Genomic DNA, 14555 nt, shown 5'->3' on the forward strand with positions numbered 1-14555 from the left:
GGGCGGGATGACGTTTGGAGTCCTATCGTCCCGAAGCTGCCGGGCCGTTGCCAACACTGGGAAGGGGTGGATCTTTGAGCAGCGGCTGCACCCAATGCCAAGACAGTTGCCCCAACCCCACCAAAACCCCGAGTATTGCCGAGGAAGTCAGGACGCGATCCCAGCGGATTTCCCGCCAGCCGGCAGGGCTGGTTGTTGGCCTTCTTGGGTTGAGTTTCTCGGCAACAGGAAGCGGGCGATGGCGCAAAAAGTGCCCACAGCGACGACAGCGATAATCGGAGTTGGAGTTGAGCCAGTAGCAAGCTGGGCAGCGAAGCATTGGGAAGGCCAGGGATCCCCTAGTGATAATGATCCCATTTTGAGGGGGGCGAGCAGTTGCCGTGAGCTATATGAGAACCCCATTAAGGATCCCTCCAGTTGGCTTGAGAGGGATCCACTTTGCCTACACTCCCCTGGATTGTGGGCGGGGTTTGGGGCATCTTTGAGGAAGTAGCCTGTGCGCTGCGGCAGCCGGGATCCCTGTCGGTTGGAGAGAATCAGCCCTACAGAATCAGTATGCATTGATCAGCAGCCCTGTGCCGGCCCTATGCAGATCTACTTAGAAAACATCTGTAAGCGCTATGGCCGCCGTGAGGTGGTGAGCGACGTTAGCCTGAACATTCAGCAGGGGGAAATCGTGGGGCTCCTGGGCCCCAATGGGGCGGGGAAAACCACCACGTTCTACATCATGACTGGCCTGATCCAGCCCAACCGCGGCCATGTCTGGTTGGATGACCAAGACATCACCCACCTGCCCATGCATCGCCGGGCCCAATTGGGGATCGGCTACCTGGCCCAGGAGCCGAGTATTTTTCGTCGCCTCAGCATCCAAGACAACCTGCTGCTGATCATGGAGCAAACGGGGGTGCCTCGCCGCCTCTGGCAGCAGCGGCTCAACCAACTGCTGGAGGAGTTTCGCATCGCCCACGTGGCCCACAGCCTGGGCCTGCAGGTATCGGGGGGGGAGCGTCGCCGAGCGGAGATCGCCCGTGCCTTGGCCGCTGGGATCCACGGGCCGAAATTTCTGCTGCTGGATGAGCCCTTTGCGGGGGTGGATCCCATCGCGGTGGCGGATATTCAGGAGGTGGTGGCTAAGCTCAAGCAACGGGGCATCGGTGTTTTGATTACTGACCACAACGTGCGGGAGACGCTGGAGATCACCGACCGGGCCTATATCCTCAACGACGGGGCCATTTTGGCCAAGGGCACGGCGGCGGAGCTGGCGGCGGATCCCTTGGTGCGCAAGTATTACCTAGGAGAGAAGTTCCGCCTCTAGCGCCAAGAGTACAGAGCCCGCAGACGTTGGCTTTTCTTGTGCTGGTGGGTCTGCATCCGAGCCAGCAGCTCGTCCAGGAGGGCAACCGCCTCCAGCAGGTAGGGGCCCTTGTTGAGCATCACACATTCGGCGCGGGCAGACATCACCGCATCGGAAAGCTCAGGCCGCGAGGGCAAGCCCTCCTTGGTGAGCTGATCCAGCACCTGGGTAGCCCAGACCACCGGCACCTGGGCTGCCTCGCAGATCCACAGCAGTTCCTCCTGGATCTCGCCCAAGCGCAGCCAACCGATCTCCACGGCCAGATCGCCGCGGGCAATCATCACCCCCAGGGGCCGGCAGCCGGCAACGGTCGCGATCAAGGCCGGCAGATTTTTTACCGCCCGCTGCGTTTCCATCTTGAGGATCAAGCCCAGATCGGGGCGAGCCTGCCGCCGCTCCAGCTCAGAAACCAGCAACTGCAAGTCCGCGGGCTGCTGGACGAAGGAATAGCCCACCAAGTCGGCATGCCGCACCACAAAGTCGAGGTCTTGGCAGTCTTTGTCGGTAAGGGAACGGATCTGGAGCTGACTGTCAGGAAAATTGAGGCCTTTTTCTGCTCGCAACTTCTTGCCCTGAGGGGCAACTTTGTCCACCTCCAGCACCACGCCTGCCGGCTCGATCCTTACCACGCGGGCGCCGATTTTGCCGTCGTCGATCCAAACACTTGCCCCTACCTGCAGGTGCGCCAAAACCTCCGGCAGGCTGCAGGTCACCTGGCAGGAGATACCGGCGCTGGCCTCAGGAACCTTCGCGGTGAGCAGGATGCGATCCCCGCGGTACACCTTGGTTTTGCCAGGGGGCATGGCCACTGGGCCGGTGCGGATCTTGGGGCCGGCCAGGTCCAGCAAAATCTTGCAACGCCGTTGGGTCTGGGCTTCGGCCTGGCGCAAGTGGGCCACCATTTTCTCCCACACCGAGGGCTCGTCGTGGGCGCAGTTGATGCGGGCCACGTTCATGCCCCGCTCCAACAACTGCAGCAACAGCTCCGGCTGCTCGGCGGCTTCGCTGGGCAGGGTCACCATGATGCGCGCGCGGCGATGGGGAGAAGGAGGGCCAAACAGCGCCTCGGCGTGCTGCTCTAGTGCCGTATCCCCGGCGTAAAACTCTTCATAGCTGGGTGCCGTATGGGTCAAACCCTGGGTGGCTGCCAAAATAGCAATCACCGCATCCAGGCTCTCCAGAACCCGCGACTCACAGCGCCCCAGCGAGGACAGCCCCGCAGCCGCCAGCTCCAGTTGCAAGCTGCGCAGATCCTGTTGGCGCAGCGCCAGGTAGCGCGCCAGGTTGTGGATGGCCGCAGGAGGGCTCGTAAGGCAGCCCCAAGCGGCCAAGTATTTCTGGGATCCCTCTACAACCTGCTGCCGCAGCTCCAGGAGCCGCTCCAGCAAACTCCTAAGATTGCAGGAGGGGGAAGAGGAGGAAACCATGTCGAAAGTCTTCCCAAGACAAACCCGGCCCAATTCTATGCCTGAGCTTACTTGGGGTCGATCATAGGCGGGTTAGGTTGAGAAAGGAGGGCGATAGCCTTTCATTGCCCAGTGTTCCGGTCTAGAGTCGTTAGCAGCCTTCGGCTGTCCTGCCTACTACTTCCTTGGGTTGCGTGAAACTTCATTCTCTCCCTCCTGCCCGTTCCCGCGAGCGGCCTGACCACAGGCTCTCCCTCGTTTGCGCGGTGGGCCTGATGGATCGCTATGTCCTCTCGGAGATGCTGCTGCCGTTTCTCTTTGGGGTGGGAGCTTTCACAACCTTGGTGATGGCGGTGGGATCCCTGTTCGAGCTGGTGCGCCTGGTGGTGGAGGCAGGGTTATCGATTTCAGCAGCCTTGCAGGTGTTCGTGCTGCGGGCGCCGGGGATCATCGTTTTGACGTTCCCGATGTCCATGTTGCTGGCGACGTTGCTGGCCTATGGGCGCTTGTCTGCCGACAACGAGATCACGGCCTTGCGCGGATGCGGGGTGAGCCTTTACCGCCTCATGGTGCCTGCCCTCGTCCTCAGCTTGCTGGTGACGACGTTAACGTTTCTGTTCAATGAGCTGGTGGTGCCGGTGAGCAATCGCCAAGCGGCCACGACTTTGAATCGAGCTTTAAATCGGGATCCGGACTTCCGGCGGGAGAATATCCTCTACCAAGAATTTGGCGAGATCCTCATGCCTGAGCCAGACGGCACCTTTTCCCGGCGACAAGGGCTAACCCGTCAGTTCTACGCCCGCAGCTTCGATGGAAAGCAAATGCGCGGCATTATCGTCCTGGATTTTTCCAACGAAGCGCTCAACCAAATCCTGCTGGCCCAGCGGGGGCGCTGGGATCCCCAAGAGAATCTTTGGGTGTTTGAGGATGGCACCAACTACATCGTTTCTCCGGATGGCACCTACAGCAACATTGCCACCTTCAGCCGGCAGGAGTTGCGTCTGCCTCGCGCGCCGCTGGAGCTGGCTCAGGAGATTCGCAGCCCTGAGGAAATGAACATTCGGGAGCTGAAGCATTACATCGAGGTGATCGCCAGTTCTGGAGATCTGCAACGGGTGCGCCGTCTGCAGGTCAGCCTCAACCAAAAGTATGCCATTCCTTTCGCGTGTCTGGCGTTTACCCTGATTGGGGTGCCTTTGGGGCTGCGCCCGCAGCGCACCGGTTCCTCTTTGGGGTTGGGCATCAGTGTGCTGATTATCTTTGCCTTCTATGTGCTGCTGTTCATCACCCAGGCGCTGGGACAAATTGGGACGCTGGGGCCAGCAATGGCGGCTTGGTTGCCCAACTTGATCTGTGCCGCCGTAGGGCTGGGGTTGCTTTACCGAGCCAATCAATAGCTGCTGGGCACCGTTTTTCCAGATGTAGGATCAGGGTTGCCTATGCATTCTGGAGAGCCCCCCATGGAAATCCAAGCCTGGATGAATTGGATGTTCGGAGGATTGGCCCTGCTGATTTTGGGGGGAGGCATGCTGATGATGTTCACCACGGTGTTCACCACCAAAGGGCCCCAGCCCGAAGATTCTCAGTCGGATCCCCAAAAGGGGCGAGCCTAGCCCAAGGCCCGGTGACGGGATCCCTGGCATCCAGCTACATGCCTTCATGGGTTGTCAGTCTGGGCCGAGAGAGAACTAGTCCCGCTCCTGTTGGCGGAGCCGCTGCAGAAGCGAGAGGGGTTTCTCTTCCTCTGGCCCTTTCTTTTCAGTCGCAGTTGGCAGGGCGGCTGTTTCTGTTTTCTGAGGTTCGAGCAAAAGCTTGGCGGCTTCTGACTCGACGGCTGGAGGACGAGCCGGGTTTTTCCCTTGTTGGCCGGGCAGGGGCACAGACTCCAGAGTGGCCAGCAGAGCTTGAATATGGCTGTGGGTTTCGGGATGGTTGCTGGCGGCATGGGCCAAGAGGGTGAGCTGCTCTTTGGCAGCGACCAGGTTCCCCAGCTTGAGATCCACCAAGGCCAGTTGATAGCGAGCCTTAAAGCCACTGGGATCCACCTCCACCGAGCGCTGAAAGGCGGCGCGGGCCTCCGCCAGCTTGCCTTGACGGGCATAGATCAAGCCGAGGTTGAAAGGCACGTCGGGATCCCGTTCGCTGGGCAGCACCAAGGTTTTTTCTTCCAGTTCAATCGCGCTCCGGTAGGCGTTGATGGCCAAGGTATGAAAGCCCATCTGCAGGTAGCGGGCTCCGTCTTCCTTCAGTTGGGCGACCGTCGGTTCTCCTGTCAGTAGGGTCATGGGCGGTTGCGCGTGGGCAGGCATGGCCACCGCCAAGCTCAGCAGGCACCCCACCGTTTTCAGGCCTAAGGGTACAGCCTGACGACCAATCTGCTGCCTATTCATCACCATGATCTGTTTCCTCCAACCACATCAACACCACTTCATTCCACCCCTCTGGGCCGGGGAGCTGAGCCAATTGCCATTGAGGCAGGGCCTCACTCCAGAGACTATCCGCAATGGGGCTGGGAAGCACCACTTTTTGTTCCGACCATCGCAAAAAGGCCACATCTGGCGGGGAACACCCAATGCCCAAAGCTTTGATAGGGCCCAGATGCCGTTGGTAGCAATCCAGCAGCCGCTGCACCGCCTGTTCCCCCGGTAACCAATTGGGTTCTGCGGCCATCGTTGGCTGCATCCATCCGGTCAGATACCATTGCGGCAGGCTAGAGAAGTGAAGCTGACGCACCCGCAGCAGATGTTGGGTGAGGTTGGCTTCTTGCTGGGCAAAAGCTTCCCGCAGGGTTTCGGGATCCCCGGAATAGCTGAAAATCTCACTGTACTCTCGCTGCTGCGCCCGCTCTGCCTCTTCCAAAGGGATCCCAGTGGCAGCGGCCAGCTCAGAGGCAGTCCAATCCCCAAACCCGATCAAATCCAAGTGGGACTCTTGACGCACCTGTTGCAGGATGCTGCGCAGGCGAGAATAGGGCAGACCCAAAGCATACACGTAGTAGGGCGGTCGGTGTTGCCACTGCTCGTCTAGGATGCCCGCCGGGAAGTAATGCTCGGGAACGTAAACGGCAGAGCCATCCTCACAGATGAACGGATGCTCCAGGCGCAACTGCCGCCGCACATGTTCCAGTTGAGCGCGGGTGCGCAGGCTGTAGAGCACCAAGGGAATGGAGCGGCGCTCTAGGGCAGCCAAGGCTTGTCGGGCAGCACCATAGCTGTTGAACTCTAGATCCAGCAAGCTGCCATCCAAACTGGTAAGGACAAGTCGCATAGGCGCAGGAAAGGGAAAGGCGCTGGCCCCGTCAAAATTTCAAGCAGCACGACCGGCTGAAGCGTCCTACAGTACCTATGATCCAATAGCTTGACCAACCTGAGGGGGGTTAGCCCCAAATGCTCTCCCTCAAAGCATCTGGGTGAATGGGCAATCCGTGCGCCAGAAGTGGTAAAAGCTCGATTGAGCACTACAGAATGCGTGTGTCGCCGAAGATCTTGGCTCAAAAACCAGCAGCAGAGAAGACAGACAGATTGAGTGGGTCAGTGGCTAGTTTTCTGTGCCAAAGGCACGATCCCCTGCATCCCCCAGCCCGGGCAAGATAAATCCTCGATCGTTCAGCCGCTCGTCAATCATGGCGCAGAAGATTTGCACCATCGGGTAGTGGGATCCCAACCGCTGTAACCCTGGGGGCGCTGCCAATGCGCTGACAATTCTAACCAAGCTGGGATCCGCCCCCCGTTTTTTTAGCTCATCCAAAACCCAGAGCAGCGTGCCCCCGGTGGCCAACATCGGCTCGGGAATGAGAATGCGCATCTGTTCAGGGATCCGCTCTGGAAGGCGATTGAGGTAGCAACTGGCCTGCAGCGTTTCCTCATCCCGCACCATGCCAATGTGAAAGATCCGCGCCTGGGGCAAAAGGGCCTGACAGCCTTCCAGCATCGCCAAGCCAGCCCGCAATACAGGCACAATGCCCAGCAGGGTATCCGGCGCGATGACCTCTGCGGCAACGGGTTCCAAAGGGGTTTGCACCTGAACGGTTTGGGTGGGGATCCACTCCCGCATCGCCTCATAGGTTAGCCAGCGGCCCAGCTCCGACATGGCCGTGCGAAACAGGGGCATGGGCGTCTCCGCATCCCGAGCCACGGTTAGCCAGTGCTTAATGAGCGGGTGAGGGGGGACATAGACACGAAGCTGCTGACTTGCCACGGGAGAATGCCTCAATCTGGGCGGTAGCATAGCGGGTTGCCTTAGCAGAAAGCAAGCTCTAGAAAGCAAGCTCTCCAATTGGCCGCAACTCCATCCCGACCGGGGATAAATTGCCAACAGCTCCGGCAAATGCTCAAGGGGTGGGGCTCTTTGACCCAGCAAGATTGCGGCAGAATGAGATCTGCAGGCTACTTCGAGCGCCGGTCATGTTCGGTGGCTACAGGTTTGGGATAGACCAGGGCAAGGCTGGTTTCGGGTTTTGTTCCTCTTGCCATTTGCGAACTGAGGTGCTGGCCCCAGGGCAGCTTGGCCTCCCGCCGATGGAACCCAATGCCGGCGGATCTCGTCTGCAAGTACCGGTAGCCGGAGATACCGCTCTGTCCAAGGGTTTCTGGCTTAATGGGGTGTCGCAAGTTACAGCCTGTTCACAAATTAAGGGATACAAAACTTAAGGGATACAAAACATCGTGTTTCTGAGGCTTGACTCCGATGAGGTTTAGAACAAGTAGGTTTACAACCGTATCCGTAGCCCCTCAATAGGCTGTACCTGCATCTTTGGCCCCCTCACACCTTGCAAGGATTAGCTTAGGGAGAATGGATTATGGCTTCGTCTCAACCCTCTGACTCGAACACCAAGGCTCTGAGCCGCCGTCAGCTTCTCAAAGTGGGGGCCGCAGCCCTTGGGGGCGGTCTGCTGGCGGCAGGGGGCGCCCAAGCTCAGCGCAAACCCTCTCCCACCCTGATCGTGGCTCAGGGATCCGGCCTGGATCGCGTTTCCTACGCTACCAACTGGTATGCTCAGGCGGAACACGGCGGCTTCTATCAGGCGGTGGCGACCGGCATCTACCGCGAGCATGGCCTGGATGTAACCATCAAGATGGGTGGCCCCGGCATCAACATCACCCAAGTTTTGGCCGGTGGAGCTGCCGAATTTGCCATGGGAGGAAGCACAGGGGTGATCAATGCCGTGCGAGAAGGGATCCCTTTGGTGTGTGTGGCAGCCATTTTCCAGAAAGACCCGCAGATCATCATGACCCACCCCGGCACCCAGCGCTTTGAAGAGCTCAAGGGCCGGCCCATTTTCGTCTCGAAAGGGGGGCTTGCCACCTACTGGCCCTACCTAAAGGCCCGCTTTGGCTTCACCGACGATCAGGTTCGTCCCTACAACTTCAACCCCGGCCCCTTTTTGGCGGATCCCAGCTCAGCTCAGCAAGGCTATCTGACATCCGAGCCTTTTGCCATCCAACGGGAAGGGGGATTTGAGCCGGTGGTCTTCCTCCTGGCGGATTTGGGCTACAAACCCTATGCCACCACCATCGAAACCCGTCGCCAACTGGTGGAAACCAAGCCCGACTTGGTGGAGCGATTCGTGGATGCCTCTATCAAAGGCTGGTACAGCTTCTTGGAGGATCCCCGTCCGGCCTATCGCTTGATCAAGCAGGACAACCCGGAAATGACCGATGCCCAGTTGGCCTATAGCTTCGAGAAATTGCAGGAGTACGGCATCATCTTGTCCGGCGATGCGTTAGAAAAAGGCATTGGCGCCATGACCGACAAACGCTGGCAAGACTTCTTCGACAGCATGACGGTGGCCGGCGTATTTGAGCCAACCATCAACTACCGGGCTGCCTACACACTGGGCTTCGTCAATAAAGGCACTGCCTACTACACTGCCTGACGGACTTCCACCCTTGGCGCTTCTCAGCCCAAGGGATCCCCCCTCGCCCCCAGCCCCTCTTCCACCAAGGGAGAGGGGAACTATAGTCATTTCAAACTAGATTGAGACACCCCCTAAACGCTCCGCGCCACTGCCCTCACCCCCATTCCTTCTCTCAGAGGGAGAAGGGGGCTAGAGGGAAATGTTTCATTCCGGTTTAATTGAGAATGCCAGAACACTGCGTGATCACCTCCCCCAACACCGCCAGCAACACCGGCACCCCCAGACGGATCCCGGAGACCAACAGCGAGATCAAACAAAAAGCTCCAAGTGAAAAGGCGTTCCAGCGAAGCTTGGCCCAGCACTCCATCAACAAATGCAGGCACAGGTGGGAACAGATTCATCGCCGAGCTGGAAAGCCTATCATGGGATCCAGTATGGAATCCATTGTGTCAGCAGCGCAGGGCACTTTGACCCTTTCACCCTCCTCTTCTCCGCCAGACCCGCCAGCCAGTCTGACGGGCTCATTCCCCGCCGCTGACGCGGCAGGGATCACTTGGCCTTGGGCAGCGCAGCGGGATCCCATCCTTGTCCTCGGGGCTGGGCTGATGGGGCGTTTGTTGGCCGCCAGCCTTGTCGAGGTTGGGCATCCTGTCCGCATTGTGGAGGCGGCCACTGCTCCTGAGAGCAGCGCTGCCCATTTTGCCGCTGCTATGCTAGCTCCTTTGGCCGAGTCCGCCGTCGCCGAAGCCAGTGTGGTGGCCCAGGGGTACTATGCCCTCTCCCGCTGGCCCGCCCTTCTGGCCAGCCTGCCAGAGCCGGTTTTCTTTCAGCAGGAGGGCACTTTGATCCTCTGGCACCGCCAAGATGCCGGGGAAGCCAGACGTTTCTCGTCCCTGCTGGCCGCTGTGGTGGAGCGCCTTCCCGCTCTCCCTAAGCCCCAGCCTCTGGATGCTCAGGCTCTGGCCGAGCTGGAGCCATCGGTAGCCGGGCGATTTGCGCAGGGCCTGTATCTTCCCCAAGAGGGCCAACTGGACAACCGCCAACTGTTGTCGGCTCTGCTGGCCAAGTTGCGGCAGCACGAGGTGGAGGTGGAGTGGGGTTGCCCCTGGGATCTGAAGCAGGCCCAAGCCTGGCAGCAACAAACCGGTGGGTGGGTTTTGGATTGCCGCGGCCTGGGATCCCAAAAAGAATGGGGCGGGCAAAAACTGCTGCGCGGAGTTCGGGGTGAGGTGGTGCGCCTGTATGCCCCAGAAGTCTCTTTGCGGCGCCCAACCCGGCTGTTGCATCCTCGCTATCCGATCTACATCGCTCCCAAGCCGGGTCAGGTGTTTGTGGTGGGGGCCACTGAAATCGAATCTGAGGATCGCTCGCCGGTGAGCGTCCGCTCCGCCCTGGAGTTGCTCAGCGCCGCCTACGCCGTACATCCTGCCTTTGCCGAAGCGCGTATCCTGGAATTGGGCAGCCAATGTCGTCCCACCTTGGCGGATAACCTGCCAGCCGTGGTGGAGCGCTCACCTCGCCTGTTGCAGATCAACGGCCTCTATCGCCATGGCTTTCTGATCTCCCCGGCCATCCACGATGCTGTCTTGGAGTATCTTCACCAGGGCAGTTGTCGCTTGGCTCAGCAGCTTGGGATCCCCTTTCAGGTGCAGGCTGCCCCTCTTTCCGGTGAGTCCCTGTCGCCATGCGTGTCTTGATCAACCAGAAGCCTTACGATTTGCCGGAAGGCACCACTTTGTCCGAAGCAGTGGCTCAGGTGGGGGCCAGCGGCCCTTTCGCGGTAGCGGTTAATCTGAAGTTTGTGCCACGTGCCCAATACGAGCAAACTCGTCTGCAAGAAGGCGACCAGGTGGAGATCGTCGCTCCGGTTGCCGGCGGCTAGCGCTCAAGTCCGCTTTTCTATCTGCCTCAGCCATGTCCACCCTTCTCCATTGCTCTCCCTCAACTCTGGCCGATGAGGATCCTTTGGTGCTCTATGGCCAACCGTTGCCCAGCCGTCTGATGTTGGGTACGGCTCGCTACCCTTCGCCAGCCATTTTGGAGCAGGCGGTGGCGCGCGCGCAGCCCTGTTTGTTGACGGTTTCTCTGCGGCGGCAAGGGGCACTGGGGCCAGAAACTTCCCAGAGGTTCTGGGCTCTGTTGCAGAAGATGGGGATCCCAGTTCTGCCCAACACCGCCGGCTGCCACAGCGTGCAGGAGGTGATCACAACGGCGGAGATGGCGCGGGAGGTGTTCGGCACCGACTGGATCAAGCTGGAGTTGATTGGGGATGACTACACGCTGCAGCCGGATCCCGTGCAACTGCCCACTGCTGCTGCTGAGCTGGTCCGGCGCGGCTTTAAGGTGCTGCCCTATAGCACCGACGACCTGGTGCTCTGCCAGCGGCTTTTGGATGCTGGCTGTGAGGTGGTGATGCCCTGGGCGGCCCCCATCGGCACCGGCAAAGGCCCCCTCAACCCCTACAACTTGCGCCTGCTGCGGGAGCGGATCGAGGCGCCGCTGATCGTGGATGCCGGCTTGGGCCTGCCCTCCCATGCCTGCCAGGTGATGGAGTGGGGCTTCGACGGGGTGCTGCTGAACACGGCGGTGGCCTTGGCCCGGGATCCGGTGGCCATGGCCGAGGCCTTTGCAGAAGCGGTGCGCTCAGGCCGCCGAGCCTACCTGGCCGGGGCCATGATCCCTCAGGAAACAGCTCAGCCCAGTACGCCCGTCCTTGGCACCCCCTTCTGGCATCAAGGCTAGAGTCTTTTGGGCCTGTTTAGGGTTGCCATCTCTCTTGGTTTTCGTCAGTAGTGTGGAGCGCGTTGAGCAGCTCATTCGGCAGGCTGCTATCGCGAATGGGCTTGGATCACCTGTAGGGCTCCCCCAGCGTGCAAGGTTTGCCGGATGGACTGCCACCCCTGCTGATGCAAATACTCGGGCAAATCCAGCTTGAGCAGCTCCCAAGCGGTCTCGGTTTCAAAAAGGGCCAGAAAGAGGGCCAGACCAGGCCAGATCAGGGGTTGCCGAGGCGCATGCAGATCCAGGATCAAGAGTCCTCCCCCCGGCTTGAGCACCCGCCACACTTCCCGCAGCACCTGCTCCAAGTCGGCGAAGGACAATTCGTGCAGAGCCAAGCTGGTATGCACCCAATCAAAGCTGGCATTGGGAAAGGGCATATCTTGGGCAAAGGCCTCCACAAACTCCACCTGGGGAAGGCGTTTGCGGGCTGCCGCTAGAGCTTTGGGGGAAGCATCCAGGCCCACCACCTGCTGGCTCAGCTCCGCCAACAGTGGGGTTACTTCAGCTGGGCCACAGCAGAGATCCAACACCCGCTCCTGGGGATGAATCTGGATCCCTTGTAGGGGCAATTTCCGCAGCCGCTCGTATCCCCCCACCGCCAGAGCAGCCCCGCGGCTGATGCTGCGGTAAAGCCAAGGAAATTGATAGCTCCAATCCCGCAGGAAGGTGGCCATCGCCAGGGATCCCTCAGAGTCTTTTTCAGCCTACCTGACCTACATCCATTGCAAACTGGTTTGAGACATATGTTTTTCTGGATTTTCTCGGGGTTGGCTTGGAACTCTCCTCTGCCGGCAGTCGTCTAAGAAGACGAGGCGTTTTAGGCTTTTTTCTGTCTACCCACTGCTGCTCTATGACTCAGTTTGAGCTGCCTCCCTCCCCTTCCGAGAAACCTGGCCGGCACAGCTTGGTTTGGTTGGTGGCTGCTGCAGGTCTGACGGTCTTGCTCTGGCAGCTCCCCTGGGGCAACTATATCCTCTACCCCTTTACGATTCTGGCCACCTGGTTTCATGAGATGGGCCACGGCTTGACGGCAGTGCTGTTGGGTGGGGAGTTTCATCGTCTGGAGATCTATCCCGACGGGTCGGGGTTGGCCTTTCACAGTGGGCACTTGTTTTTGGGGCCGGTGGGTCGAGCTTTGGTGGCCGCCGGTGGGCCAATGGGGCCCCCAATGGCCGGGGCGGTTTTTATCCTGGCTTCTCGTCGTCAAGGTACGGCCCAGTTGGGGTTGTTGGCTTTGGGATCCCTGCTGTTGCTGTCGGCGGTGCTCTGGGTGCGCTCTCTATTTGGCCTGTTGCTGATCCCGGCTATTGGGCTGGGGATCTTGGCGGTGGGCTGCTGGGCTTCCCCTTGGTTGCGGGGCTTTGCCGCACAGTTTTTGGGGGTGCAGGCCTGTGTGAGCACCTACCACCAGCTCGACTACTTGTTTACGGCCTCTGCCGTGATCAATGGGCAGGTGATCCACTCCGATTCCAGCCAAATTGCCCAAAACTTGTTCTTGCCCTACTGGTTTTGGGGAGGGGTGATGGCGGTATCTTCTTTGGTGCTGCTGATAACCAGCTTGCAACTGACGTTCCGAGACTAACCGGCGGGGGGCAAAGCCGCAATTTTGGCAGTGATTTGTGTCACGCAAAAATCCGTCCTCCATCACTGCCCAGTCGAGAAAACCGCCGCTACAGTAATGGGCAAGAGGAGTGAGGAGCTGAGGAGTGGAGCATGTGGCGGGATGTTATTGGGCTGGCCCTGGCGGCGACCCTACTGTTGATCAGCAAAACCGCCGCAGACACGCTGGGCCAAAGCCAGGTGCAGACTTTCACCGAACCTGAGCCGATGCCCTACTCTGCACCGGTGGAATGAGGTACTTGAGTCTGCTGACGGAGGTCGTAGCAGCGTTGCCGTTTTGTGCAACACTCATTCTAGAGTCTTTAAGGGCTCCGTCCGAGTAGCGCGGTCGCAGCAGCGTTGCGGAGCAATAACAGTAGGCTTGGGATCCCTGATGCGCATAGCCCTATTTACGGAGACGTTTCTGCCCAAGGTGGATGGCATCGTTACCCGCCTCTGCCACACGGTGCGTCACCTAACCGCTCGTGGTAACTCGGTGCTCATCGTCGCGCCCCGGGGAGCCCCGCGGCGGTTTGCACGGGCACGGGTCTACGGGATCCCGGGGATGCCGCTGCCTCTGTATCCAGAGTTGAAGCTGGCTGCCCCTGGCCCGGCCATCGGCAAGTTGCTCAGCCGTTTCCGACCGGATGTGATCCACGTGGTGAACCCGGCAGTTTTGGGACTGGGGGGCCTCTACTACAGCCAGACGATGGGGATCCCGCTGGTGGCCTCCTACCATACCCATCTGCCGAAGTATCTGCAGCATTATGGGCTGGGCTTTCTGGAGGGGGTTTTGTGGAATCTCCTGAAGCTGGGGCACAATTTGGCGCGGGTCAATCTTTGCACCTCGACGGCCATGATGCAGGAGCTGAGCGCCCACGGCATTGAGCGGGTGCAGCTGTGGCAGCGAGGAGTGGACACGGAGTTGTTTCATCCCCAGGCGGCCAGTTCAGAAATGCGGGCTCGGCTCACGGCGGGGCAACCGGAACGGCCTCTCTTGCTCTACGTGGGACGGCTTTCGGCTGAGAAGGAAGTGGGGCGGATCCGGGTGTTGCTAGAGCGGATCCCGCAGGCGCGCCTAGCTATTGTGGGGGATGGGCCAGAGCGGGGATCCCTGGAGCAACATTTTGCCGGCTACGATGTGGTGTTTACGGGCTATCTGCAGGGGGAGTCTCTGGCAGCGGCCTTTGCTTCGGCGGATTTGTTCGTGTTCCCCTCCCGCACCGAGACCTTGGGGCTGGTTCTGTTGGAAGCCATGGCTGCCGGTTGTCCGGTGATCGCCCCCCGCTGCGGTGGCATTACCGATGTGGTGGACAGTGGGCGCAATGGCTTTCTGTTCGATCCCAATTCGGATAGCGACTTTGTCCAGGTTACCCAGCAACTCCTGAGCAGCGTCGGGCAGCGACAGCTCTTCCGACAGCAAGCCCGCCAAGAGGCAGAACGTTGGAGCTGGTCGGCAGCCACCCAACAGTTGGAAGGCTACTACCGGGCTGTTATTGCCGCCGATTAGCGGTGCGGAGCATGACTCTAGTCAATAATAAGCTCAACTATACTGAAA

16 protein-coding genes are annotated in these 14555 nt (G+C 59.8%); 10 read left to right on the plus strand and 6 right to left on the minus strand.

The features are described from left to right. Positions 1-22: 22 nt before the first annotated feature. Positions 23-319, minus strand: a complete 297-nt coding sequence (locus NW843_RS11505) for a hypothetical protein (RefSeq protein WP_011433947.1) — start codon at positions 317-319, stop codon at positions 23-25. A 267-nt stretch (positions 320-586) separates the two neighbouring features. On the opposite strand from NW843_RS11505, the gene lptB reads away from it, so the two are divergent. Next, a complete protein-coding gene (lptB, locus tag NW843_RS11510; RefSeq protein WP_011433949.1) occupies positions 587-1315 on the plus strand; it encodes an LPS export ABC transporter ATP-binding protein in 729 nt (242 codons plus the stop codon). Here the strand turns inward: lptB and NW843_RS11515 are convergent. Continuing rightward, positions 1312-2781 (minus strand): pyruvate kinase, encoded by a 1470-nt coding sequence (locus NW843_RS11515; RefSeq protein ID WP_414523007.1) that lies wholly within the window; start codon positions 2779-2781, stop codon positions 1312-1314. The two genes, lptB and NW843_RS11515, sit on opposite strands and share 4 nt — an antisense overlap. A 173-nt stretch (positions 2782-2954) precedes the next feature. Between NW843_RS11515 and NW843_RS11520 the strand changes: the two genes are divergently transcribed. Both NW843_RS11520 and NW843_RS11525 read left to right on the plus strand, forming a co-directional pair. Further along, a complete protein-coding gene (locus NW843_RS11520; RefSeq protein WP_414523008.1) occupies positions 2955-4157 on the plus strand; it encodes an LptF/LptG family permease in 1203 nt (400 codons plus the stop codon). Positions 4158-4220: 63 nt separating this feature from the next. Further along, complete coding sequence (locus tag NW843_RS11525) at positions 4221-4373, plus strand: hypothetical protein (protein WP_414523009.1); 153 nt, start codon at positions 4221-4223, stop codon at positions 4371-4373. 75 nt (positions 4374-4448) lie between these two features. Here the strand turns inward: NW843_RS11525 and NW843_RS11530 are convergent, their stop codons facing one another. The 3 genes from NW843_RS11530 to upp all read right to left on the minus strand — a co-directional run bounded on the left by NW843_RS11530 (position 4449) and on the right by upp (position 6987). Continuing rightward, complete coding sequence (locus NW843_RS11530) at positions 4449-5156, minus strand: tetratricopeptide repeat protein (protein ID WP_414523010.1); 708 nt, start codon at positions 5154-5156, stop codon at positions 4449-4451. Beyond that, positions 5143-6027 carry a mannosyl-3-phosphoglycerate phosphatase gene (locus NW843_RS11535; protein ID WP_011433954.1) on the minus strand — a complete coding sequence of 295 codons (885 nt, stop codon included), beginning with the start codon at positions 6025-6027 and terminating at the stop codon, positions 5143-5145. Before NW843_RS11535 ends, NW843_RS11530 begins: the two co-directional genes overlap by 14 nt. A 270-nt stretch (positions 6028-6297) precedes the next feature. Next, on the minus strand, positions 6298-6987 hold the full coding sequence (upp, locus tag NW843_RS11540) for a uracil phosphoribosyltransferase (protein WP_011433955.1): 690 nt from the start codon (positions 6985-6987) through the stop codon (positions 6298-6300). A gap of 571 nt (positions 6988-7558) precedes the next feature. On the opposite strand from upp, the gene NW843_RS11545 reads away from it, so the two are divergent. From NW843_RS11545 to NW843_RS11560, 4 genes are all read left to right on the plus strand, one after another. Beyond that, positions 7559-8635, plus strand: a complete 1077-nt coding sequence (locus tag NW843_RS11545; protein WP_414523011.1) for an ABC transporter substrate-binding protein — start codon at positions 7559-7561, stop codon at positions 8633-8635. A 416-nt stretch (positions 8636-9051) separates the two neighbouring features. Next, the gene (locus NW843_RS11550) at positions 9052-10314 is read left to right on the plus strand and encodes an FAD-dependent oxidoreductase (protein WP_414523012.1); all 1263 of its coding nucleotides are present in this window, start codon (positions 9052-9054) and stop codon (positions 10312-10314) included. Next, entirely contained in the window at positions 10302-10499 is a 198-nt protein-coding gene (gene thiS / locus NW843_RS11555) for a sulfur carrier protein ThiS (protein WP_414357500.1), read from the plus strand. Before NW843_RS11550 ends, thiS begins: the two co-directional genes overlap by 13 nt. A gap of 32 nt (positions 10500-10531) precedes the next feature. After that, positions 10532-11359 carry a thiazole synthase gene (locus tag NW843_RS11560; protein ID WP_041436737.1) on the plus strand — a complete coding sequence of 276 codons (828 nt, stop codon included), beginning with the start codon at positions 10532-10534 and terminating at the stop codon, positions 11357-11359. A gap of 86 nt (positions 11360-11445) precedes the next feature. Here NW843_RS11560 and NW843_RS11565 read toward each other — a convergent pair whose 3' ends face one another. Beyond that, on the minus strand, positions 11446-12072 hold the full coding sequence (locus NW843_RS11565; RefSeq protein WP_414523013.1) for a class I SAM-dependent methyltransferase: 627 nt from the start codon (positions 12070-12072) through the stop codon (positions 11446-11448). A gap of 176 nt (positions 12073-12248) precedes the next feature. Here NW843_RS11565 and NW843_RS11570 point away from each other — a divergent pair, with 176 nt between their 5' ends. The 3 genes from NW843_RS11570 to NW843_RS11580 all read left to right on the plus strand — a co-directional run bounded on the left by NW843_RS11570 (position 12249) and on the right by NW843_RS11580 (position 14507). After that, the gene (locus NW843_RS11570) at positions 12249-12980 is read left to right on the plus strand and encodes a M50 family metallopeptidase (protein ID WP_414344389.1); all 732 of its coding nucleotides are present in this window, start codon (positions 12249-12251) and stop codon (positions 12978-12980) included. Positions 12981-13111: 131 nt separating this feature from the next. Continuing rightward, positions 13112-13252 (plus strand): hypothetical protein, encoded by a 141-nt coding sequence (locus tag NW843_RS11575; protein WP_414330515.1) that lies wholly within the window; start codon positions 13112-13114, stop codon positions 13250-13252. A gap of 139 nt (positions 13253-13391) precedes the next feature. Next, positions 13392-14507, plus strand: coding sequence for a glycosyltransferase family 4 protein (locus NW843_RS11580; RefSeq protein WP_414383974.1), 1116 nt, complete (start codon positions 13392-13394; stop codon positions 14505-14507). Positions 14508-14555 lie beyond the last annotated feature (48 nt).

The sequence above is a fragment of the Synechococcus sp. R5-12 genome (genome assembly GCF_047502655.1).
Taxonomy (GTDB): domain Bacteria; phylum Cyanobacteriota; class Cyanobacteriia; order Thermostichales; family Thermostichaceae; genus Thermostichus.